This window comes from Actinotalea solisilvae (genome assembly GCF_016464425.1).
Lineage (GTDB): Bacteria > Actinomycetota > Actinomycetes > Actinomycetales > Cellulomonadaceae > Actinotalea > Actinotalea solisilvae.
The window spans coordinates 1-21396 of record NZ_JADDKQ010000003.1 but is presented as its reverse complement, the minus strand read 5'-3'; the positions used below and the strand labels follow the sequence as shown (position 1 = coordinate 21396).

At 76.1% G+C, this 21396-nt stretch carries 21 protein-coding genes; 8 read left to right on the top strand and 13 right to left on the bottom strand.

Features of this window, described 5'->3' with window-relative positions:
* Positions 1-16: 16 nt before the first annotated feature.
* The 5 genes from JIG38_RS03470 to JIG38_RS03450 all read right to left on the bottom strand — a co-directional run bounded on the left by JIG38_RS03470 (position 17) and on the right by JIG38_RS03450 (position 4797).
* A complete protein-coding gene (locus JIG38_RS03470) occupies positions 17-679 on the bottom strand; it encodes a Maf family protein (RefSeq protein WP_199422288.1) in 663 nt (220 codons plus the stop codon).
* Between the two features lie 117 nt (positions 680-796).
* A complete protein-coding gene (locus JIG38_RS03465) occupies positions 797-2521 on the bottom strand; it encodes a DUF885 domain-containing protein (protein WP_199422287.1) in 1725 nt (574 codons plus the stop codon).
* 70 nt (positions 2522-2591) lie between these two features.
* Positions 2592-3029: a YchJ family protein gene (locus JIG38_RS03460; RefSeq protein WP_307844542.1), complete on the bottom strand. Its 438-nt coding sequence runs from the start codon at positions 3027-3029 to the stop codon at positions 2592-2594.
* The gene (locus JIG38_RS03455; RefSeq protein ID WP_199422285.1) at positions 3005-3229 is read right to left on the bottom strand and encodes an acyl-CoA carboxylase epsilon subunit; all 225 of its coding nucleotides are present in this window, start codon (positions 3227-3229) and stop codon (positions 3005-3007) included. Before JIG38_RS03455 ends, JIG38_RS03460 begins: the two co-directional genes overlap by 25 nt.
* Positions 3226-4797 (bottom strand): acyl-CoA carboxylase subunit beta, encoded by a 1572-nt coding sequence (locus JIG38_RS03450; RefSeq protein ID WP_199422283.1) that lies wholly within the window; start codon positions 4795-4797, stop codon positions 3226-3228. Before JIG38_RS03450 ends, JIG38_RS03455 begins: the two co-directional genes overlap by 4 nt.
* A 153-nt stretch (positions 4798-4950) precedes the next feature.
* Here JIG38_RS03450 and JIG38_RS03445 point away from each other — a divergent pair, with 153 nt between their 5' ends.
* Positions 4951-5823 (top strand): biotin--[acetyl-CoA-carboxylase] ligase, encoded by an 873-nt coding sequence (locus JIG38_RS03445; protein WP_199422281.1) that lies wholly within the window; start codon positions 4951-4953, stop codon positions 5821-5823.
* 9 nt (positions 5824-5832) lie between these two features.
* Positions 5833-6864, top strand: a complete 1032-nt coding sequence (locus tag JIG38_RS03440) for an adenylate/guanylate cyclase domain-containing protein (RefSeq protein WP_199422279.1) — start codon at positions 5833-5835, stop codon at positions 6862-6864.
* Positions 6865-6867: 3 nt separating this feature from the next.
* On the opposite strand, the gene JIG38_RS03435 is transcribed toward JIG38_RS03440, so the two are convergent.
* A complete protein-coding gene (locus tag JIG38_RS03435; RefSeq protein ID WP_199422277.1) occupies positions 6868-7668 on the bottom strand; it encodes an SOS response-associated peptidase in 801 nt (266 codons plus the stop codon).
* Between the two features lie 173 nt (positions 7669-7841).
* On the opposite strand from JIG38_RS03435, the gene JIG38_RS03430 reads away from it, so the two are divergent.
* Together JIG38_RS03430 and JIG38_RS03425 are read left to right on the top strand one after the other, a co-directional pair.
* A complete protein-coding gene (locus JIG38_RS03430; RefSeq protein ID WP_307844539.1) occupies positions 7842-9146 on the top strand; it encodes a multidrug effflux MFS transporter in 1305 nt (434 codons plus the stop codon).
* Positions 9147-9245: 99 nt separating this feature from the next.
* Positions 9246-10466, top strand: coding sequence for a pyridoxal phosphate-dependent aminotransferase (locus tag JIG38_RS03425; RefSeq protein WP_199422275.1), 1221 nt, complete (start codon positions 9246-9248; stop codon positions 10464-10466).
* A 75-nt stretch (positions 10467-10541) separates the two neighbouring features.
* On the opposite strand, the gene JIG38_RS03420 is transcribed toward JIG38_RS03425, so the two are convergent.
* Complete coding sequence (locus JIG38_RS03420) at positions 10542-11144, bottom strand: hypothetical protein (protein ID WP_199422273.1); 603 nt, start codon at positions 11142-11144, stop codon at positions 10542-10544.
* A gap of 132 nt (positions 11145-11276) precedes the next feature.
* Between JIG38_RS03420 and JIG38_RS03415 the strand changes: the two genes are divergently transcribed.
* Positions 11277-12044, top strand: a complete 768-nt coding sequence (locus tag JIG38_RS03415; RefSeq protein ID WP_199422271.1) for an SDR family NAD(P)-dependent oxidoreductase — start codon at positions 11277-11279, stop codon at positions 12042-12044.
* A 238-nt stretch (positions 12045-12282) separates the two neighbouring features.
* Positions 12283-13905, top strand: coding sequence for an HNH endonuclease signature motif containing protein (locus tag JIG38_RS03410; protein WP_199422269.1), 1623 nt, complete (start codon positions 12283-12285; stop codon positions 13903-13905).
* Positions 13906-14025: 120 nt separating this feature from the next.
* On the opposite strand, the gene JIG38_RS03405 is transcribed toward JIG38_RS03410, so the two are convergent.
* The 4 genes from JIG38_RS03405 to JIG38_RS03390 all read right to left on the bottom strand — a co-directional run bounded on the left by JIG38_RS03405 (position 14026) and on the right by JIG38_RS03390 (position 16644).
* Entirely contained in the window at positions 14026-14478 is a 453-nt protein-coding gene (locus JIG38_RS03405; RefSeq protein WP_199422267.1) for a hypothetical protein, read from the bottom strand.
* A gap of 231 nt (positions 14479-14709) precedes the next feature.
* A complete protein-coding gene (locus JIG38_RS03400) occupies positions 14710-15468 on the bottom strand; it encodes a uridine kinase family protein (RefSeq protein ID WP_199422265.1) in 759 nt (252 codons plus the stop codon).
* Positions 15465-16043 (bottom strand): TetR/AcrR family transcriptional regulator, encoded by a 579-nt coding sequence (locus tag JIG38_RS03395; protein WP_199422263.1) that lies wholly within the window; start codon positions 16041-16043, stop codon positions 15465-15467. Before JIG38_RS03395 ends, JIG38_RS03400 begins: the two co-directional genes overlap by 4 nt.
* A gap of 10 nt (positions 16044-16053) precedes the next feature.
* A complete protein-coding gene (locus tag JIG38_RS03390) occupies positions 16054-16644 on the bottom strand; it encodes a sugar O-acetyltransferase (protein ID WP_199422261.1) in 591 nt (196 codons plus the stop codon).
* A gap of 118 nt (positions 16645-16762) precedes the next feature.
* Between JIG38_RS03390 and JIG38_RS03385 the strand changes: the two genes are divergently transcribed.
* On the top strand, positions 16763-17887 hold the full coding sequence (locus JIG38_RS03385; RefSeq protein ID WP_307844537.1) for a DNA glycosylase AlkZ-like family protein: 1125 nt from the start codon (positions 16763-16765) through the stop codon (positions 17885-17887).
* A 5-nt stretch (positions 17888-17892) separates the two neighbouring features.
* On the opposite strand, the gene JIG38_RS03380 is transcribed toward JIG38_RS03385, so the two are convergent.
* Together JIG38_RS03380 and JIG38_RS03375 are read right to left on the bottom strand one after the other, a co-directional pair.
* Positions 17893-18825 carry a DUF72 domain-containing protein gene (locus JIG38_RS03380; protein ID WP_199422258.1) on the bottom strand — a complete coding sequence of 311 codons (933 nt, stop codon included), beginning with the start codon at positions 18823-18825 and terminating at the stop codon, positions 17893-17895.
* 106 nt (positions 18826-18931) lie between these two features.
* Complete coding sequence (locus JIG38_RS03375; protein ID WP_443592133.1) at positions 18932-19486, bottom strand: GNAT family N-acetyltransferase; 555 nt, start codon at positions 19484-19486, stop codon at positions 18932-18934.
* A gap of 94 nt (positions 19487-19580) precedes the next feature.
* Here JIG38_RS03375 and pgi point away from each other — a divergent pair, with 94 nt between their 5' ends.
* On the top strand, positions 19581-21275 hold the full coding sequence (gene pgi, locus JIG38_RS03370; RefSeq protein WP_199422254.1) for a glucose-6-phosphate isomerase: 1695 nt from the start codon (positions 19581-19583) through the stop codon (positions 21273-21275).
* Positions 21276-21396: the final 121 nt, after the last annotated feature.

Genomic DNA, 21396 nt, shown 5'->3' with positions numbered 1-21396 from the left:
CGGCGCTTTGTGGGGATCAGCGACGCCAGAGGGCGTGGAGCGGCACGCCGACCTCGCCGAGCAGGTCCCGCAGCAGGGGCAGGCTCAGCCCGACGACGCCGTGGTGGTCGCCCTCGATGCGCGTGACGAACGGGCCGCCGAGCCCGTCGACCGTGAACGCCCCGGCCACCGCGAGGGGCTCGCCGGTCGCGACGTAGGCCTCGATCTCGGCGTCGGACAGGTCCGCGAAGTGCACGGTCGTCGAGGACACGCCGCCGACGGTCCCGCCGCTGCCGCCGTCCTCGACGGGGCGCAGGTCCACGAGCCAGTGGCCGGTGTGCAGCACGCCGCTGCGGCCGCGCATGCGCCGCCAGCGTGCGACGGCGTCGTCGGCGTCCGCGGGCTTGCCGAACGCCTGCCCGTCGAGCTCGAGCATCGAGTCGCACGCGACGACGAGCGCGTCGTCCGGGTCCGGCAGGTCCGGGAGCACGCCCAGGTCGCGCGCCGCGACGTCCTGGGCCTTGGCGTGGGCGAGGAGCAGGACGGCGTCCGCCGGGTCCGGCGCGTCGTCGCCGCCCGACGCCGCCGCGAGCACGGCGTCCTCGTCCACCCCGGACACCTGGACGACGACGTCGATGCCGGCCGCGCGCAGCAGGGCGCGGCGGGCGGGGGAGGCGGAGGCGAGGACGAGGGTGGTCACCGCGGCAGGGTAGCCGCGCGGCCGGGGCACGGCCCGGCGGACCGCCGACGGCGAGGGCCGGCGAGGGCCCGGGACGCGCGCGGCGTCCCAGGCCCCGGCCGGTCGTGGGTGCGTCGCTCAGACGAGCGCCTCGCGCAGGACGTCGAGGCCGACCGAGCCGAGCGCGAGCGCGCGCGCGTGGAACGCCTTGAGGTCGTGCTGCTCGCCGCGCTCCTGCGCGGCGAGGGCGGCCTCGTCGCGCGCGGTCTCCCACAGGCGCTGGCCGATCTTGTACGCCGGGGCCTGACCGCCCCAGCCGAGGTAGCGGTTGAGCTCGAACCGCAGGAACGCCTCGGGCATGTTGACGTTGGCCTTGAGGAACTCCCACGCCTTGTCGTGGTCCCACGTGCCGCCGCCCCAGCGCTCGGGGCACGGCAGGCCGAGGTGCACCCCGATGTCGAGCACGACGCGCGCCGCACGCATGCGCTGCCCGTCGAGCATGCCGAGGCGGTCGCCCGGGTCGTCGAGGAAGCCGAGGTCCGCCATGAGGCGCTCGGCGTACAGGGCCCAGCCCTCGCCGTGGCCGCTCACCCAGCAGGCGAGGCGCCGCCAGCTGTTGAGGGTCGCGCGCTGGTAGACCGCCTGGCCGATCTGCAGGTGGTGGCCCGGGACGCCCTCGTGGTAGACGGTCGTCCGCTCGCGCCACGTCGTGTGCGTCGTGACCTCCGGCGGCACCGACCACCACATCGTGCCCGGGCGCGTGAAGTCGTCGGACGGCCCGGTGTAGTAGATCCCGCCGTTCTGGGTCGGGGCGATCCGGCACGCGAGGCGCAGCACGGGCTCGGGGATGTCGAAGTGGACGCCGTTGAGCGCGGCGACCGCGGCGTCGGACGTCTCCTGCATCCACGCCTGGAGCGCGTCGTTGCCGTGCAGGACGCGCGCGGGGTCCTCGTCGAGCACCGTCACGGCGTCCGCGACGCTCGCGCCCTCGCCCGCGATCTGCGCGGCGACGGCCTCCTGCTCCGCGATGACCCGGTCGAGCTCCTCGAGGCCCCACCGGTAGGTCTCGTCGAGGTCCACGCGCGCGCCGAGGAAGTACCGCGACCACAGCGCGTAGCGCTCGCGCCCGAAGGCGTCCTCCTCGGGGGCCTGGGGCAGCAGCTCGTCGCGCAGGAAGGCGGCGAGGGTCGCGTAGGCCCGCTTGGCGGCCGCCGCGCCGTCCGCGAGGTCGCGTCGGACGGCCTGGCACGCGGCCGAGTCGTCGAGCGCCGCGTCGACGGCGGCGCCCGTGGTGAAGGTGTCGAAGAACGAGCCGTCCGCGGCGAGCTCCTCGGCCTGGGTCACGCACTCGCGGACCTGCCGGGCGGCGGCCACGCGCCCGCGCGACGCGGCGAGGCGCAGCGACGCGACGACGCCGTCGGCGGCGGTCGGCAGCGCGGCGAGCCGCGCCGCGACGTTCTCCCAGTGCTCGGGGGTCGACGTGGGCATGACGTCGAAGATGTCGCGCAGCTCCTGGACCGGGGACGCGATGTTGTTGAGCATCCCGAGGAGCTCGTCCGCGTCGAAGAGCTCGAGCTCGAGCCCGATGCGCTCGCGCATCGCCGCGATCGTCACGCGGTCGACGTCGTCGACGGGGTCGACCCGGTCGAGCTCGTCGAGGACGGCGCGCGCCGCGTCGGCCTGGGCCTGCCAGCCGGCGGGCGAGAAGTCGGTCATGAGGTGGTCGTACCCGCTCAGGCCCATGGCGGTCGCCGCGAGCGGGTTGAGGCGCGCGATCGTCTCGACGTAGGCGTCGGCGACGGCGTCGACGGGGGTGGGCTCCCGGTGGGTGGGGGAGCCGGTGGCGGTGTGCTCGGTCGTCATGGGCCGACCCTAGCCACCGCCCGGGCGGTGCCGTCCACCCCGATCCGGCGCACGGCCGGACGACGACGCGTCAGCCGCGCGCCGGGCGTCGCGCGGCGTCGAGGTCCTCGCCGTCGACGTAGACCCAGCGGCCGGCGCGGCGCTCGAACCGGCTGCGCTCGTGCAGGCGCCCGCCGGCGTGGTGGGCGACGAACTCCACGACGCCCGTGGCGTCGCCGGGGCCGCCCGCCTCGGTCGCGAGCACCTCGAGGCCCGTCCAGGCGACGTCGTCGTCGAGGTCGAGGTCGGCCGGGCGCGTCCGGGGGTGCCACGTCGCGAGGAGGTAGCCCGCCTCGCGGCGAACGAAGGCGCTGTACCGCGACCGCATGAGCTCCTCGGCCGTCGCGGCGAGCGCCTCGCCGCGGTGCAGACGACCGCAGCACAGGTCGTCGCGGAGCCCGGACCCGCACGGGCAGCCGGCGGCCGCGTCGGCGAGCGGGCCCGTCACGCCCGCGAGCTCCAGCGCCACGCGTCCGCGCCGGGCGCGAGGCGGCCCGGGCTCGGCCACGCAGCCGCCCGCCAGCGACGGGCGGCGTCGCCCGCGCGGGACGCGGCCGTCGGCCCCGGACCCGGGTCCTCGTCGGCCGCGCTCGCCGCGAGCCCGGCGACGAGGGCGGCGAGCTCGACGTCGTCGGGCTCGCCGCGGACCACCCGCACGTCGGGGGTCACAGCGGGATGTTCCCGTGCTTCTTGGCGGGCAGGGCCGCGCGCTTGGTGCGCAGGGCCCGCAGCGCCCGCACGACCTGCGTGCGCGTGTGCGACGGCGCGATGACCGCGTCGACGTAGCCGCGGTCCGCGGCCTCGTAGGGGTTGATGAGCGCGTCCTCGTACTCGCCCGTGAGGCGCGCGCGCTCGGCCTCGACGTCCCCGCCCGCCTCCGCGACCTTCTTCAGCGCGCCGCGCTGGAGGATGTTGACCGCGCCGCCCGCGCCCATGACGGCGACCTGCGCCGTCGGCCAGGCGAGGTTGACGTCGGCGCCGAGCTGCTTGGAGCCCATGACGATGTAGGCGCCCCCGTAGGCCTTGCGCGTGATGACGGTGACGAGCGGGACGGTGGCCTCGGCGTAGGCGTAGATGAGCTTGGCGCCGCGCCGGATGATCCCGTTCCACTCCTGGTCGGTGCCCGGCAGGAAGCCGGGGACGTCGACGAACGTGAGGACCGGGATGTTGAACGCGTCGCAGGTCCGGACGAACCGCGCGGCCTTCTCGGCCGCGTTGATGTCGAGCGTGCCGGCCATCTGGAGCGGCTGGTTCGCGACGATCCCGACGGGGTGGCCCTCGACGTGGCCGAAGCCCACGAGCACGTTGGGCGCGTACAGCGCCTGGACCTCGAGCAGCTCGCCGTGGTCGACGACGTGCTCGACCACGGTGCGCATGTCGTAGGGCTGGTTGTCCGAGTCGGGGACGAGCGTGTCGAGCTCGAGGTCGGCGTCGGTCACCGCGAGGTCCGCCTCCTCGCCCGGCCACACGACGGGGTCGGTGAGGTTGTTCGACGGCAGGTAGCCGAGGAGCGCCTTGACGTACTCGATGGCGTCGTCCTCGTCGTGGCCGAGGTAGTGCGCGACGCCCGAGCGCGCGTTGTGCGTGTGGCCGCCGCCGAGCTCCTCGAAGCCGACGTCCTCGCCCGTGACGGCCCGGATGACGTCGGGGCCGGTGATGAACATGTTCGACGTCTGGTCGGCCATGACGATGAAGTCCGTGAGGGCGGGGGAGTAGACCGCGCCGCCCGCGCTGGGGCCGAGGATGAGCGAGACCTGGGGGATCACGCCGGACGCCGCGACGTTGCGGCGGAAGATCTCGGCGAACTGGGTGAGCGCCGCGACGCCCTCCTGGATGCGCGCGCCGCCGCCGTCGAGGATGCCGACGAGGGGGACGCCCGTGCGCAGCGCGAGGTCCATGACCTTGGTGATCTTCTGGCCGTGCGCCTCGCCGAGCGAGCCGCCGAACACCGTGAAGTCCTGGCTGTAGACGGCGACCTGGCGCCCGTCGACGGTGCCGTACCCGGTGACGACGCCGTCGCCCGGGATGCGCCGCGCGTCGAGGCCGAAGGCCGTCGAGCGGTGGCGGACGAAGGCGTCGAGCTCGACGAAGCTGCCCTCGTCGAGCAGCGCGGCGATGCGCTCGCGGGCGGTCTTCTTGCCGCGCGGGTGCTGCTTGGCGGCGGCGGCCGTGTCGTCGGCGGCGCTCGCGGTGCGCGCGGCGAGGTCCTCGAGCTTGGCTGCTGTCGTGTCGGTCACGTCCCCGAGGGTAGTTGTCGGGTGTCGACGAGACCCGTGCGGGTGGCGACGGCGTGGCGGCCCCCGCGTGTGCGGGTCCCGACAACGGCGTCGTCCCCGGGCTGTCGCTCGGGCGGTCTCCCGGGCGGCGTCCGGGCCCCCTAGCGTGGGCCCGTGAGCTCCCCCCTGGACCCTGCCGCCGTCGTCGCGGCCCTGCCCGGCGCGTCCCGGGTCGTCGTCGTGCCGCGCACCGCGTCGACCTCGACCGACCTCGCCACGGGCGCCCGGACCGACCCGGCGGCCTGGCCGGACGGGTCCGTCCTCGTCGCCGACCACCAGGCCGCCGGGCGCGGCCGCGCGGGGCGCACGTGGGAGACGCCGCCGGGCACGGCGCTCACGGTCTCCGTGCTGCTCCGCCCGACGGCCGGCGCCGACCGTCTCGGCTGGGTGCCGCTGCTCACGGGGCTGGCGGTCGTGCGGGCCGTCAACGAGACCGCGGGCGTCCGCGCGGCGGTCAAGTGGCCGAACGACGTCCTCGTCCCTGCCCCCGACGGCGCCGTGCTCGAGGGGTGGGGCGCTTGGCGCAAGGTCGCCGGCGTGCTCGCGGAGGTCGTCGTGCCCGACGGCGCGCCCGCGGGGAGCCCGCCGGCCGTCGTCGTCGGGGTCGGGGTGAACGTCGCCCAGGCCGCCGAGGACCTGCCCGTGCCGAGCGCCGCGTCGCTGCGCGGCGTGGGGGCCGACGTGGACCGGACCACGCTGCTGGGCGTGCTCGTGCGGCACCTGCTCGCGCTCGACGACCGGTGGCGGGCCGGCGACCCGTCGCTCGGCGCGGAGGTGGGGGCGGTGTGCGCGACCCTCGGCGCGGCCGTGAGCGTGGACCTGCCGGGCGGTCGGGTGCTCACCGGGACCGCCGCCGGCCTCGCGGACGACGGCGCGCTCGTCGTCGTCGACGCCGCCGGCCGGCGCCACGAGGTGCACGCGGGGGACGTCCGGCACGTCCGGGCCGCGGGGGCGCAGGGTCCCGGGCCGGGCGCGGGGCGCGGCTAGCCTGACGTCGTGGCACCCGAGTCGAGCGACGCAGTCCCCGATCCGGAGGACGGGTCCACCCTGCGCCGGCTCGAGGACCAGCTGCTCGGCGGGCGGCGCACGCTGACCCTCGCGCAGGTGGCCGACCGGCTCGGGGCGGACGTCGAGGAGGTGCGCCTCTTCTGGCACACCCTCGGCCTGCCGACCGGCGCGCCGGACGCCGTCGCCTACACGGAGGACGACGTCGACGTGCTCGCCCTGCTCCTCGAGGCGCGCCACCGCTACGGCCTCTCGGACCAGGCCGCCGTCTCGCTCGTCCGGTCGATCGGCCACACCACCGACCGCCTCGTGCTGTGGCAGGTCGAGGCCCTCGTCGAGCACATGACCGAGCGGTACGCGCTGGACGACACGAGCGCGCGCCTCGCCGTGCTCGACCGGCTCGCCGACATCGCCCCGCTGCTCGAGCGCCAGCTGCTGCACGCGTGGCGCCGCCAGGTCGTGGCGATCGCCGGACGCTTCGCCGCCGAGTTCGGCGGCACGCGGTCGACGGGCACCGGCGACCAGCTCCCGCTGGCGCGCGCGGTCGGCTTCGCCGACATGGTGTCGTTCACGACGCGCACGGCGGGCCTCGGCGCCCACGACCTCGCGGAGTTCGTCCAGACCTTCGAGACGCGCGCGCGCGACGTCGTGACGGCGTCGGGCGGGCGGGTCGTCAAGACGATCGGCGACGCGGTGCTCTTCGTCGCCGACGACCCCGCGACCGGAGTCGCCGTCGCCCTCGGGCTCGCCGAGGCGTTCGGCGTCGAGAGCGCGACGCCCGTCCGCGTGGGGCTCGTCTGGGGTCGCGTGCTCTCGCGGTTCGGGGACGTCTTCGGTGCGTCGGTGAACGTCGCGGCGCGGCTCACCGAGCAGGCGCTGCCCGGCACGGTGATGCTCGACGAGCCGACGGCGGAGGTCGTCGCCGCGCAGGTCGCGGGCGTCGACCTCACGACGCAGGAGGAGCGGGTCGTCCCCGGGCTGGGCCCGGTCCGCCCCGTGCTCCTGCGCCGCGCCCGGGCGTGAGGCTCAGCCCGGCTGGGGCTCGTCCTCCGCGTCGGGCAGGCGCTCGATGAGCTCAGGACCGTTGGTGCGCACCGAGTTCACGGCGGTCGAGACCGGCGTCGCCACGAGGCGGGGTGCCGGGTCGTGGAGCAGCCCGACGGCGTCCGCCGCGTCCGTGCGCGTCGGGTCGAGCCACGCCGCCCACCGCTCGGGCGCCAGCACGACGGGCCGACGGTCGTGGATCTCGGCGAGCACCGGGTCGTCCGTCGGCGCGCCGCCCGTGATGATCGTGGTCGTGACGAGCCAGCGGTGCGGGTCGTCGTCGGGCAGCGAGCGGTCGCGCCAGAACTCGTAGAGGCCCGCGAAGGCGAGCGGCGAGCCGTCCGCGGCGTGGATCCAGAACGGCTGCTTGGGCGTCTTCGCCGGCGAGCCCTCCGGCGCCTTGCGCCACTCGAAGTAGCCCTCGGCGGGCACGAGGCAGCGGCGCGCCGCGGCGGCCTTGCGGAACGCGGGCTTGTCGACGAGCGACTCGACGCGTGCGTTGATCATGCGCGACCCCACCGACGGGTCCTTGGCCCACCCCGGGACGAGGCCCCAGCGCGCGAGCCGGAGCGAACGGACGACGTCGTCCGACGGCTCCTCGCCCTCGGCCGCGCCCTCGCTCGCCCGGGGGGCGCGCTCGACCACCACGCGCACCGGGTCCGTGGGCGCGACGTTCCACGACGGTGGCAGGAGCGCGGCGTCCTCGGCCACGTCGTCCGGGTCGATGTCGAAGGCGTCCGCGAGGTCCTGGGCCTCCCGGAACGCGGCGTAGCGTCCGCACATGGGTCCAGCATGCCCGGGGCGTCCGACACGCGCCGGGTCGGGGTCCGGAGCCGGCCCGCGTCCCCCGTGAGCGCGGCCGGACCGCCCGCGTCCCGGGCTGCGTGACGAGCGACACGTGCCCCACCGGGTCAATTCCCGTGTCGTGTCGAATCGATTCGTTCTAGACTCGCCCGGTGACGAACCCCAGCCTCCGGACGCCCTCCGTCCCGACCGACACCCCGCGCGAGCGCGTCGCCGGCTTCGTCCTCCTCATCGGCATGCTGACCCTCCTTCCGGCCGTCACGACCGACATGTACCTCCCGTCGCTGCCGGACGTCGCGGCCGACCTCGGCACCACGCACGCGGCCGCCCAGTTCACGATCACCGGCATGCTCATCGGCGGCGCCGTGGGCCAGCTCCTCGTCGGGCCGTTCTCCGACCGCGTCGGGCGCCGCCTGCCCGTGCTCGTGGGCGTGAGCCTGCACGTCGTCATCTCGCTCCTGTGCGTCGTGGCGACGACGATCGGCCAGCTCGCGACGCTGCGCGTGCTCCAGGGCCTCGTGAGCTCGGGCGCGACCGTCGTCGCGATGGCGTGCATCCGGGACCGGTACACGGGCGCCGACGCCGCCAAGCTCATGTCGCGCCTCATGCTCGTCATCGCGGTCGCGCCGCTGCTCGCGCCCACCGCGGGCAGCGCCATCGCCGAGGCGTGGGGCTGGCGCGCGGTGTTCCTCGCCCTCGCGATCGTCGCGGGTGTCGTGGTGCTCGTCGTCGCGCGCTTCCTGCCCGAGACCCTGCCGGTCGAGCGCCGCACGTCCGCCGGGATCGGTGCGTCGCTGCGCGGCTACGGCGAGCTCCTGCGCGACGGCCGCTTCGTCGCGCTCGCCGTCCTGCCGGGTCTGGGCATGGCGATGATCTTCAGCTACGTCGCGGGCTCGCCGTTCGTCCTCCAGGACGAGTACGGCCTGTCGCCGCAGCAGTTCGCGCTGGTCTTCGCGATCGGCGGCACGTCGATGGTCACGGGCTCGCAGGTCAACGCGGCGCTCGTGCACCGGGTCGGCCCGGCCCGCCTGCTGCGGCTCGGGCTGCCCGCGACGACGCTCTTCGCCGCGGGCCTCGTGGGCGTCGCGGCGACGCACCTCGGCGGCATCGTCGGCCTCGTGGTCGCGCTGTGGTTCACGACGGCGCTCCTCGGCTTCGTCATGTCCAACGCGTCGGCGCTCGCGCTGAGCCGCCACGGCGAGCGCGCGGGCACCGCGGCCGCGACGATCGGCTTCCTCCAGGCGGGCCTGGGCGGCGCGGTGAGCCCGCTCGTGGGCGTGCTGGGCGGGGACGCGGTCGCGATGACCGGGGTCATGCTCCTCAGCATGGTCGTGGCGCTCGTCGTGCTCGCGGTGGGGACCCCCGCGTTCCGCCGCGGCGGCTGGGTCGAGATGGGCGCGGACCGGCGCGCCGGCGACGCCGCCGTGCCCGCCGACCAGGCGGCGCTCGCCCACTGAGCAAGCGGCCCGCGCGCCCCGAGCGGTGGCGGCCGGCGCGTCCGGGTCGCCCGACCCGTCGGCCTCGCCCGACGGCGTCGTCCTCCTAGGCTGGTCCGCATGACCGCCGCCCCGTCCGGACGCTGGCACGACGTCGCGCGCGCGGCGGGGCTCGTGGGTGCCGACGGCGTCGTCCGGCCCACGGTCTTCGCCGAGATGTCGGCGCTCGCCGACGCGACCGGCGCGATCAACCTCGGCCAGGGCTTTCCCGACGTCGACGGCCCCACCTTCGTGGCCGACGCGGCGGTCGCAGCCATCCGTGCGGGCCGCAACCAGTACCCGCCCGGCCCGGGGATCCCCGAGCTGCGCGAGGCGGTCGCGGCGCACCAGGAGCGGCACTACGGCGTGCGCCTGGACCCGGCGACGGAGGTGCTCGTCACGGCCGGCGCGACCGAGGCGATCGCCGCTGCCGTGCTGGCGCTGGCGGGTCCGGGGGACGAGGTCGTCACGCTCGAGCCGTACTACGACTCGTACCCGGCGGTCGTCGCGATGGCGGGGGCGACGCACGTGCCCGTCCCGCTGCGCGCCGGGCCCGACGGCTTCCGCCTCGACCCGGCCGAGCTCGCCGCGGCCTTCTCGCCGCGGACCCGCCTCGTGCTGCTCAACTCGCCGCACAACCCGACCGGCACGGTGCTCGAGCGGGCCGACCTCGAGGCGGTCGCGCGGCTCGCGCGCGAGCACGACGCCCTCGTCGTGACCGACGAGGTCTACGAGCACCTGACGTTCGACGGCACCCGGCACGTCCCGCTCGCGACGCTGCCCGGCATGGCGGAGCGGACCCTGACCATCTCGTCGGCGGGCAAGACGCTCTCGTTCACGGGCTGGAAGATCGGCTGGGTGAGCGGGCCTGCCGCCCTCGTCGCGGCCGTCCGCACCGTGAAGCAGTTCCTCACCTACGTCTCGGGCGCCCCCTTCCAGCCTGCGGTCGCGCTCGCGCTCGCCGACCGGGACGGTCGGACGCAGGACTACGTGCGGGACCTCGCGCGGTCGCTCGCGCGGCGCCGGGACCTGCTGTGCGAGGGCCTGGTCGCGGCCGGGTTCGACGTCGTCGTGCCCCGCGGGACGTACTTCGTGGTGGCCGACGGCGCCGCACGGTGGGGCGAGGACGGCGTCGAGACGTGCCGTCGCCTGCCGCACGAGGTGGGTGTCGTCGCGGTGCCGGTCACGGCGTTCTGCCGCGAGGGGTCGCCGACGGCCGACGCGCTGCGGTCGCGGGTGCGGTTCACCTTCGTCAAGCGTGAGGAGGTCCTCGTCGAGGCGGTGCGGCGCCTCGGCGGGTGAGGGTGGGCCGGTGCGGGTCCGGTCCACATGGGGTGGCGCCCCTCGTGACGGGAACGGCGCGCGCCGCAGGGCGGGTCAGCCCGCGGCGACCTGCGCCTCGGTGACGCCCGCGATCCGGGCGACGAGGCGGACGGCGTCGTCCCACGAGCGGGTGTAGTGGTCGGGGTCCGCGTTGCGCTGCACCGCGTGCGCCACCTGCGTCGGGGCCATCGCGGCGCGCCCGTCGACGCGCTGGAGGGCGCGGAAGAAGCTCTGCGCGCTCGCCGTCGGGTCCATGCGCTCGGCGAGCGTGCCCCAGGCGCCGTTGTCGCGCTGCTGGAAGAGGCCGCGGCTGTCGGGGCCGGCGGTGTCGCCGTGGTCGAGGACGCGCAGCGAGGACTCGCCGATCGCCGTCATGACACCGATCGCCTGGTCGCGGAGCGACAGCCCCATGCCGCGTCCCGCCTCGACGACCGCCGCGGCGTTGGCGACCTGCTCCGTCGTGAACCCCGCGACCGCGGGCACGGCCCCCGCGCTGCGGACCTCGGCGGCCAGGGTCGCCGCGAACGCCGACGTCGTGCCGGTGACCGGGGCGGGCGACGCTGCCGGCGCCGTGGTCGACGTCGTGCGCGGCGTCAGGAGCGCGAGCGTGCGCTGGATCGTCGCCATGCGCTGCTCGATCGCGGCGATGCCGTCCACGTGGCCTCCGTCCGGTGGGTCGTGCTCCCATCGGCCGGCCCCCGGCCGACCTGAGCGGTGCGGCGCAGCGCCGCGGCGCCCGGCCCGCGCGAGGATGGCGCCGACCCGTCCGCGGACCGACAGGAGCACGCCATGGACTTCCCCCGCTTCGACGTCGAGGGCCAGGTGGCCCTCGTCACGGGTGCCGCGCGCGGGCTCGGCCGGGCGATCGCGCTCGCCCTGGCGCACGCGGGCGCCGACGTCGCGCTCGGCCTGCGGGACCTCGACGCCGACGGTGGCGTCGCGGCCGAGGTCGAGGCGCTCGGCCGGCGCGCGCTGCCGCTGCAGATGGACGTCGCCGACGTCGGCCAGGTGCGCGCCGCCGTCCGGCGGGCGGCCGAGGAGCTCGGACGGCTCGACGTCCTCGTGAACAACGCGGGCATCGCGCCCGGGTCGATGGCGATCGACGTCACCGAGGACCTTTTCGACGCGACCGTCGCGCTCAACGTCCGCGGCACGTTCTTCGCGGCGCAGGAGGCGGCGCGGGTCATGCGCGAGCAGGGCGGCGGGCGGATCGTCATGGTCGGGTCCCAGGCCGGCGAGGTCGCGCTGCCGGGCGAGACCGTCTACTGCATGACCAAGGCTGCCGTCGCGCACCTCACGCGATGCCTCGCGGTCGAGTGGGGCGCGTACGGGATCACCGTGAACAACGTGGCCCCGACCTTCATCCGCACGGACGGCACCGCGCCAGCGCTCGCCGACCCGGCGTTCGAGGCCGACGTCGTCGAGCGGATCGCGGCGCTGCACCGCATCGGCGAGCCGATGGACGTCGCGGGCGCCGTGCTCTACCTGGTCTCGCCCGCGGCCGGGCTCGTCACCGGGCACACGCTGCTCGTGGACGGAGGGTGGACGGCGCGCTGACGGGGGCCGCGGCGGAGCGGGGGCGGTGCGCCGGGGCGACTGTCGGCGGGGGCGCTGGGGTCTGGGTGGTGCCTGACGGACTCGCCCGGGCGATCCCCGCGCGACCGGCAGGGCGGGCCGGAGCGAGAGGCGCCCGCGGTGGTCGGGCCTGGTGCTCGCGGGCGGCTCGGGAGTCGCAGAGGTGCGCGCCTCGACCCGGGCGCAGGTCGTGTCAGTGGTCGGTTCTAGCGTGTCCGGTATGTCGAGTTCCGTGGTCGAGGCGCCGGTGGCGCGGGCGCGCGCCGACGCGGCCGCGGCGCCCGACGGTGACGCAGCGATCCGCGGAGCGGACGGCGTCCCGCTCTCCTGGGCGGAGCGTCATCCGTTGGCGGCGGCGTTGGACGCGATGGTGCCGGGTGTGGGGCTGGTGGAAGTGCTGGCGGGCTGTGAGCCGGCGGATGTCGATGACGCGGCGCTGGTGGAGCTGGTCGCGGGGTGGGAGCGGGTCGTCTCGTGGGCGGTGGCGGGTCAGGCGGCGGCGCTGGCCGAGCTGGGTCGGCGGCGGGTGGGGGAGCGGGCGGAGTTCGTGGGCGACGAGGTCGCGGCGCGGTTGGGGGTGACGCGTGCGGTGGCCGAGGGGAAGGTGGGGTTGGCGATCGGCCTGGACCGGGTCCCGGTGGTCGCCGATGCCCTGGCTGAGGGTCGTCTGGATGTGCGGCGGGCGACGGTGCTGGTCGATGAGCTGGCCCGGGTCCCCGAGCACGTGGCGGTCGAGGTCGCGGCCGCGGTGCTGCCGCAGGCCGTGGGATGCACGGCGCCGCAGCTGCGGCAGCGGTTGCGGCGGATGGAGCTGTTGCGGGACCCCGATGGTGCGGTGGTGCGTCACCGGCGGGCGTGCGACCAGCGGCGGGTGGAGCTCGTGCCGGCGGCGGACGCGATGGCGTGGTTGTCGGCGTACCTGCCCGCGGTGGACGCGGTCGCGGTCCAGGCCACGCTGACCGCGCTGGCGCGGGACGTCTCGCCGGAGGAGCGGGACCGCTTCGATGCCCGGACCTTGGATCAGCGCCGCGCCGACGCCCTGGTGGACCTGGCCACGCGGTGGTGGGACGCCGGGGTGCACCCCGACGGGCGTCCGCTGCGCACGGTGCAGGGTCGGGCGCCGCACCTGACGGTGACCGCGACCGCCGCGACGGTCCTGGGCCTGGAGGACCAGCCCGGCGTGCTGGACGGGTACGGGGTGATCCCCTCGAACCTGGTGCGGCGCCTGGCCGCGCGCTCGACGTGGGAGCCGCTGCTGGTCGACGCGGCCACCGGTGAGCCCCTGGCCCGCTCGACCCGCCGCTACGCCCCGACCCAACCCCTGCGCGACGCGGTGACCGCCCGCGACCGCACCTGCACCTTCCCCGGCTGCCGCGTCCCGGCCACCCGCTGCGACATCGACCACCTCCAGCCCTACGACCAGCACGCAGCCGCCACAGACCCCACCAGCGCCACAGACCCCGCCAGCGCCACGGACCCCGCCAGCGCGACGGACCCCGCGAGCACGTCCGGGCCCGCGAGCCCCCCGGGTGCTGCCGGCGCGGCCGGCGCTGCGGGTGCGGGCGTGGACCAGACGCGCCTGGACAACCTGCAGGCCCTGTGCCGCCACCACCACCGCGCCAAGACCCACGCCGGCTGGACCCCCGCCCGATCCCCGGACGGGACCACCGTGTGGACCTCACCGACCGGCCACGCCTACGACCGGCCACCCGCCTGGCCCGACCCCGACCCGCCACCCCCCGACGACCCCGGCCCCGCATGGACCGACGACCCACCCGACGCGCACACGCCCACACGCGACCCGCGACCACCCGACACCGAGCACGACGAGCCGCCCTTCTAGCGACCCGTGTCTGCTCGCGGGCGCTGCTCTGCGGCCCGGTGCCGTGCGGTGCCGTGCCCTGCCGGCGCCGTACCGGTGCCGTACCGGTGCCGTGCCTGGGGGCGAGGGCCGGCGTCCGGCCTACGGCCGCGCGCGATCCGCCGGGGAGATCCCGGCGCCGTCGACGGCGGCGGTGAGGAGCAGCGCGCCGGGCACGATGAACCAGAACCCCGCGCCGAGGCCCGTCACCAGCGCCCAGCCGATGACGACGACCGCTGCGAGCCACGTGACGGCGTTGGCGGCGCGACCACCGCCGGCGAGCACGACGAGGGCTGCCGCGGCGAGGGGCACCCCGACGACGAGCAGGGTGCCGGTGCCCGAGTCCTCCCACCAGCCGACGACGAGCACGACGGCGACCACCGCCGTGGCCAGCACGCCCACCGCCCGCAGCAGCGCGACGCGTCGCGGGCTCGACCCGACGGCGACCGCCGGAGCGCGCGGCGCGTACGCGCCGGTCGCGAGCCCGCTGGTTCCGCGCGCGCTAGTGGTGGGCTCGCTGGCCAGGTGCGCGGGCGCCGTGGGCTCGCTGGCCACGTGAGCGCCGGTCGCGGGCCCGCTGGCCGGGTGAGCGCCCGTCGTGGGCCCGCTGGGCATGTGCGCGCTGGTCTGTGCCTCGCCGGCCGTGGGCCCGCTGGGCACGTGGGCGCTGGTCGGCGGCCCGGTGGTTGCTCGGCCGCTCGGGGTCGGCCCGTTCGTCGCGGGCACGTCGCTCGCTCGCCCGTCGGTCGCGTGCGCCATCGCTCGCCTCCGCTCCTCGGTCCTTGTCTACCGGACCGGCGGCTCGCTGCGAAGACCCTCGTCGGGGCCGTGCGGACCCGGCGGCCACGCCCGCTCGTCCGGCCCGAGCGGACCCGGTGCGCACGCCAGCTCGTCCGGCCCCAGCGCGACGACGGGCGTTCCCGCGACGACGAGGTCGGCGCGCTGCCATGGCCGCTCCCGGGCGAAGAAGGGCAGCTCGTGCGCCATCCACTCGTGCCAGAACCGCCGCGACTCCTCGGCGTCGCCGTTGACGCCCTGCTCCACGTCACGCGCGATGCCGCGCTCCTCGGCCAGCGCGTGGTCGGTCTGGACCCACACGGTCCGGTCGACGAGGTGGGCGAAGGCACGCTGGTTCGCGCCCGTGCCCTCGACGACGACGGCCCGCAGCCCGGCGGGGACCTCGATCGCGCCCGCACGCCCGTGCGCCGCCCACGCCGCCGGCGCGTACGCGACGCCGGCCCCTGCGTGGAGCGGCCCGAGGACGTGCTCCGCAAGAAGGTGGCCCCACGCGAAGAACGGCTCGTGCCAGGCGACGTCGTCGGTGCCCACGACGGCGGCCGGGGCGAGGTGGGGCAGCAGGCGCGCGGCGAGCGTGGACTTGCCCGCGCCGCCGCGGCCGTCGACGGCGACGACCCAGGGGCGACCGGGCGCGTGCTCGGACCCGGCGAGCAGTCGCCGGGCCAGCTCCTCGACCCGGACGGCGGACCACGGACCGGCCTCGGGCTCCTCGGGCGGCAGGCGGAGGCGTCCGAGCGCGCCGCTCACCGCCGACCACCGCCAGGGCGTGGCGTCGGCACCGGGCCGACCACCTTGCGCACGGCCTGCTCGGTGAGGGTGCGGTCGAACGGGTCGTCGTCGAGCGCCCGGTGCAGCGCGAGCCCTTCGATGAGGGCGTCGAGCTGGCGCGTGACCGTCGGGTCGAAGTGCCGCTCGAGCTCGTGCCGGCTGCGCGCCATCCAGGCGGTCGTGATCGCGCGGTAGCGCGGGTCGCGCGCGGCGAGCGTGTAGAGCTCGTAGGTGAGCACCTGGTCGCGCCCGCCCGCGCGGTCGGAGAGCTCGTGGATGAGGTCGACGACGGCCGTCACGGCCTGCTCGCCGTCCGCCGCGGCGCTGAGGTGCGCCTCGAAGGAGGCCGCGACCCGGTCCGCGAACCGCGTGAACGCCTCGCGGAGGACCTCGTCCATGCCGGCGAAGTGGTAGGTCATCGATCCCAGGGGGACGTCGGCGCGCTCGGCGATCCGGCGGTGGGAGACGCCCGCTACCCCCACCTCGGCGATGAGCTCGAGCGCGACGTCGATGATCCGGTCGCGGCGGCCGGGGTCCGTCCTGCGGGGTCGCACGTCACCGCCCTCAGATGCTGCGCACGACGCGGGCGGGGTTGCCCACGGCGACGCTGTTCGGCGGGATGTCGCGCGTCACCACGGCGCCGGCCCCGACGACGCTGTTCTCGCCGATCGTCACGCCGGGGCACACGACGACGCCGCCGCCCAGCCACACGTTGTCCTCGATCGTGATGGGCCGCGCCGCCTCGAGCTTGTCGCGCCGCGGCCGCGGCTCGACCGGGTGCGTCGGGGTGAGGAGCTGGACGTGCGGACCGATCTGGCAGTCCGCGCCGATGCGGATCTCGGCCACGTCGAGGGCGGTGAGGCCCATGTTGACGAAGGTGCGCGGACCGACCGTGATCCGGGTGCCGTAGTCCACGTGGACGGGAGCGCGCACGAACGCCGTCGGGTCGAGCTCCCCGAAGAGCTCGCGCGCCTGCTCCTGCGCGGCCTGGGGGTCCCGGTCGTATGCGTCACGGAACGCGGCCGCGCGACGGACCGCGAGCGTCTGCGCCTCGAGGATCGCCGGGTCGTCCGCGATGTAGAGGTCGCCCGCGAGCATCCGCTCGGTGTTCGTCCGCGGGTCGCCGGCGAAGTGGTCGGGCGTCTCGTCGCTCATGCGGCCGAGCGTAGGACAGGTACGTACGAGCGTCCACAAGGCGGCGTCCGGCGCGCCGACAGCGGACGTCGGCGGTCGCCCGACAGCGACGCCGCGAGCGCCGGCGGTACCCTCGGGCGTGCTCACGTCGACGTGGTCCGACGCGCTGACCTGGCGGCTCGCCCGCCACCACCTCGACCCCGTCGGGCCGGCGTCGGTCGCGGAGGTCGTGGGCGACCTGGTCGCCGTGGCCGCCCAGCTCGACCCGGCGGTCGCCGAGCTCGGCCTCCGGCTGCGCCGACGCGCCTCCGAGCCGGGCGACGTCGGCCGCGCGGTCGCGGAGGGCACGCTCGTGCGGACCTTCGCGTTCCGGGGCGCGGTGCACCTCATGACCCCGGCGTCGGCGGCGACGCACCTCGCGCTGCGTGCGTCGAGCCGCATGTGGGAGCGCCCGAGCTGGCGGAGCTTCTACCGGCTCGAGCCTTCCGCCTGGCCCGCCCTGCGCGCGGCGGTGCGCGAGGCGCTCGCCGGTGGGCCGCTCACGCGCACCGAGCTCGCCTCCGCGATCACGGCGTCCCCGCGCTTCGCGCACCTCGGGCCGGCGTTCACCGACCCGGCGGTGACGTTCCTCAAGCCGCTCGCCTGGCAGGGCGACCTCAGCATCGCGCCGTCGCGCGACGGGCAGCTGACCCTGCAGAGCCTCGAGGGGAACCCCGCGTGGCCCGGCCTGCCCACGCTCGACGACGCCGGCCCGCGCGCCGTCGAGGCGTACGTCCGCGCGTACGGTCCCGCGTCACCCGACAACCTGCGGTACTGGCTCGTGGAGGGCCTCGGCGTGCGCCGGGCGCTGGTGCCCGGCTGGGTCGACGCCCTCGGCGACCGGCTCCTGACCGTCGAGGTCGACGGCGAGCCGCGGCTCGTGCACCGCGACGACGTCGACGCGTTCGCCGCGGCCCGCGCGCACCCGGTCGTCCGGCTGCTCCCGAAGTACGACCCGTGGGTGCTCGGCCCGGGCACGGCGGACGTGCGGGTCGTGCCGCCGGACCTGCGGCAGGACGTGAGCCGGGGCGCGCACCTCGTGGTGGCGGGCGGCGTCGTCGTCGGCACGTGGACGCTCGCGCGCGGAGAGGTCGTGGCCACGGTGCCCGACGGCGTCGTCGCGCGCGAGGACCTCGGGGCGGAGGCGGCGCGCGTCGCCGCGCTCGCGGAGGGGCTCGTGGGCGCCGGCGCCGGACGCGCCGGTCGGGCACGCCCTCGGGGCTGAGGCCCTCAGCCCGCCGTCGGCCAGGTCTCGCGCGGCGCCTCGCCGGCGTCCGCGCCCGGGGCCCCGGGCCGCGGCAGCGCGACGCGGCCCAGGTCCAGGTCGACCTGCGTGCGTCCCGGCCCCACGCCGAGCAGCTGGGCGAGCCGCAGGGCGTCGAACGGCGCATGCACCTTGACGTCGTTGTCGAAGTAGACGACGACGTCGCGACCGTCCGCGGCCCACGCGGCGATGCGCTCGGCCCAGACCGCGAGCGCGGCGTCGTCGTACCCGCTGACGTAGAGCTCCTCGCCGCCGTGCAGCCGGACGTAGACGAGGTCGCTCGTCACGTCGAGCAGGAACGGCCACTTCCCGGCCGTGTCCGCGACCACCAGGCCGACGTCGTGCCGGCGCAGCAGGTCGACGAAGACGGGCGTGACGAACGTGTCGTGCCGCACCTCGAGCGCGTGCCGCAGGGGGCGGTCCGCGTCGGTCGCGGTGAGCGCGCGGCCCTCGAGGCGCTCGTCGTGGCGTGCGGCGAGGGCCGCCGCGGCCGCCGTCGTGCGGGGGAGGAGGTCGAAGAACGCCGCGAGGCGGTCCGGGTCGAAGCCGAGCATCGGCGGCAGCTGCCACAGGACCGGGCCGAGCTTGTCACCGAGCGCCAGCACGCCCGAGGCGAAGAAGTTGGCGAGCGGCTGCTCGGGCTCCCGCAGCTTGACCATGTGCGTGATGAAGCGGCCGCCCTTGACGGCGAAGAGGAATCCGGGCGGCGTCGCGTCGTACCACTGGCGGTAGCTCTCGGGGCGCTGGAGCGAGTAGAACGAGCCGTTGAGCTCGATGCTGCCCAGCAGGCTCGAGGCGTGCGCGAGCTCGAGGCGCTGGGGGAGCCCGCGCGGGTAGAACACGCCGCGCCAGGGCGCGTACCGCCACCCCGAGATCCCGATCCGGACGTCACCGCTCACCCGGCCACGGTAGGCAGGCGACGCGCTCGGCGCCTCCGGGCGCCGCGGTCCCGGACGCCGGGCGACCGCGGCCCCGCCACCAGCGGGTGCCGGTGCTGCGGCCGGCTCAGACGCCGACGACCGCGCTGCGCCGCTCGAGGCGGACGACGTCGCGCCACTCGCCCGCCGCGGTGCGGCCGAGGCGCTCGTTGACCCCGACGGTCCGGAAGCCGTGGCGCGCGTGGAGCGCGAGGCTCGCGGCGTTGCCGGGGAAGATGCCCGCCGTGAGGGTCCACACGCCTGCGGCCTCGGTCGACGTGACGAGCGCCCCGAGCAGCGCCGACCCGACGCCGCGGCCCTGCGCGGCTCCCGCGACGTAGACGCTCACCTCGAGCACGCCCGCGTAGACGCAGCGGCTGCTCACGGGTGAGCACGCGGCCCAGCCGAGGACGACGGGGTCAGCAGTGGCGGTGGCAGGTCCCGCGGCAGCGGCAGGGCCGCCCGGGCCGGCGGGTCCAGCCAGGTCGGTCGCGACCAGGCGGTGGTCCGGCGTGTGCGCCGCGTCCCACGCGTCCCACGTCGGGACCGCGGACTCGAACGTGGCCTGACCACCCGCGATGCCCTCCGCGTACACCGCCGCGACGGCGGGCCAGTCCTCGACGGTCATCGGTCGCAGCTCCACGCGCGGCATCGTGCCACGGGCTGATGGTCCGGTGTCAGTGCCGCGCCACCCTCACTACGGTGGGGACGACACCCCAGCCCGCAGGAGGACCAGCGTGACCACGGCACCGATCGACCCCACGACGACGAGCGCCTGGGCCGCTCTGGCAACGCACCGGGACGCGACGACGCCGGACCTGCGGGCCTGGTTCGCGCAGGACCCGGACCGCGCCCGCAGGCTCTCGTTCGGCGTCGGGGACCTGCACGTGGACCTGTCGAAGAACCTCGTGACGGACGAGACGCTCGCCCTCCTCGTGCGGCTCGCCGAGGAGGTCGGTCTCGCCGGCCGCGTCGAGGCGATGCTCTCGGGCGAGCACATCAACGTCACCGAGGACCGCGCGGTGCTCCACACCGCGCTGCGGCGGCCGCGCGGCGCGACGCCCACGCTCACCGTCGACGGCCAGGACGTCGACGCGGACGTCCAGGCCGAGCTCGAGAAGGTGTTCGCGTTCGCCGACCGCGTCCGCTCGGGGGAGTGGACAGGCGTCACGGGCGAGCGGATCCGCACCGTCGTCAACATCGGCATCGGCGGCTCGGACCTCGGGCCGGTCATGGCGTACGAGGCGCTCCAGCCGTACGTCGCCGAGGGCATCGAGCTGCGCTTCGTGTCCAACATCGACCCGACGGACGTCGCCGAGACGCTGGCGGGGCTCGACCCGACGACGACGCTGTTCGTCGTCGCCTCGAAGACGTTCGGCACGCTCGAGACGCTCACCAACGCACGCCTGGCACGCGCCTGGATGTGGCGCGAGCTCGCCGCGGCCGGCGCGATCGAGGACACCGACGAGGCGCGCTCGGGCGCCGTCGCGAAGCACTTCGTGGCGGTCTCGACCGCCCTCGACAAGGTCGCGGCGTTCGGCATCGACCCGGCCAACGCGTTCGGGTTCTGGGACTGGGTCGGCGGCCGCTACTCGCTCGACTCCGCGATCGGCACGTCGCTCGCCGTCGCGATCGGCCCGGACGCGTTCCGCGACCTCCTCGCGGGCTTCCACGCCGTCGACGAGCACCTGCGGTCGGAGCCGTTCGCGAGCAACGTGCCGGTCCTCATGGGCCTGCTCAACGTCTGGTACGTCAACTTCCTCGACGCGCACACGCACGCCGTCCTGCCCTACGCCCAGCACCTGCACCGGTTCCCCGCGTACCTGCAGCAGCTGACCATGGAGTCCAACGGCAAGAGCGTGCGCTGGGACGGCACGCCGGTGACGACCGACACGGGCGAGGTCTTCTGGGGCGAGCCCGGGACCAACGGCCAGCACGCGTTCTACCAGCTCATCCACCAGGGCACGCGGCTGGTCCCGGCCGACTTCATCGCGGTCGCGACGCCTGCGCACTCGCTGCGCGACGCGGACGCGGGCGACGTCGACGTCCACGAGCTGTTCCTCGCGAACTTCTTCGCGCAGACCAAGGCGCTCGCGTTCGGCAAGACGGCCGACGAGGTGCGTGCCGAGGGCACGGCGGAGGCGATCGTCCCGGCGCGGGTCTTCCCGGGCAACCGGCCGACGACGTCGATCATGGCCCCCGCGCTGACGCCCTCGGTGCTCGGGCAGCTCATCGCGCTCTACGAGCACATCACGTTCGTCCAGGGCGTCGTGTGGGGCATCGACTCGTTCGACCAGTGGGGCGTCGAGCTCGGCAAGGTCCTCGCGAACCAGATCGCGCCGGCGGTCGGCGGCGACACCGACGCCCTCGCCGCGCAGGACGCGTCGACCCGCGCGCTCATCGAGTACTACCAGGCGCACCGCGCCCGCTGACGCCCCGGGTCGCGCGCTCACCCACCCGACCCCCGCTCACCCACCGGCCCGCACCGCCGAGGTCGCGGGGTCCCCGCGGGGTCGCCGGGGGCCACCACCGCCCACCACCCGGACCCGCGCC

Excerpts from the sequence above, each read along its gene's own strand:
- JIG38_RS03415 (WP_199422271.1), top strand. The coding sequence starts at position 11,277 with ATGGACTTCCCCCGCTTCGACGTCGAGGGCCAGGTGGCCCTCGTCACG.
- JIG38_RS03390 (WP_199422261.1), bottom strand. The coding sequence starts at position 16,644 with ATGAGCGACGAGACGCCCGACCACTTCGCCGGCGACCCGCGGACGAAC.
- JIG38_RS03435 (WP_199422277.1), bottom strand. The coding sequence starts at position 7,668 with ATGTGCGGACGCTACGCCGCGTTCCGGGAGGCCCAGGACCTCGCGGAC.
- JIG38_RS03465 (WP_199422287.1), bottom strand. The coding sequence starts at position 2,521 with ATGACGACCGAGCACACCGCCACCGGCTCCCCCACCCACCGGGAGCCC.
- JIG38_RS03410 (WP_199422269.1), top strand. The coding sequence starts at position 12,283 with ATGTCGAGTTCCGTGGTCGAGGCGCCGGTGGCGCGGGCGCGCGCCGAC.
- JIG38_RS03425 (WP_199422275.1), top strand. The coding sequence starts at position 9,246 with ATGACCGCCGCCCCGTCCGGACGCTGGCACGACGTCGCGCGCGCGGCG.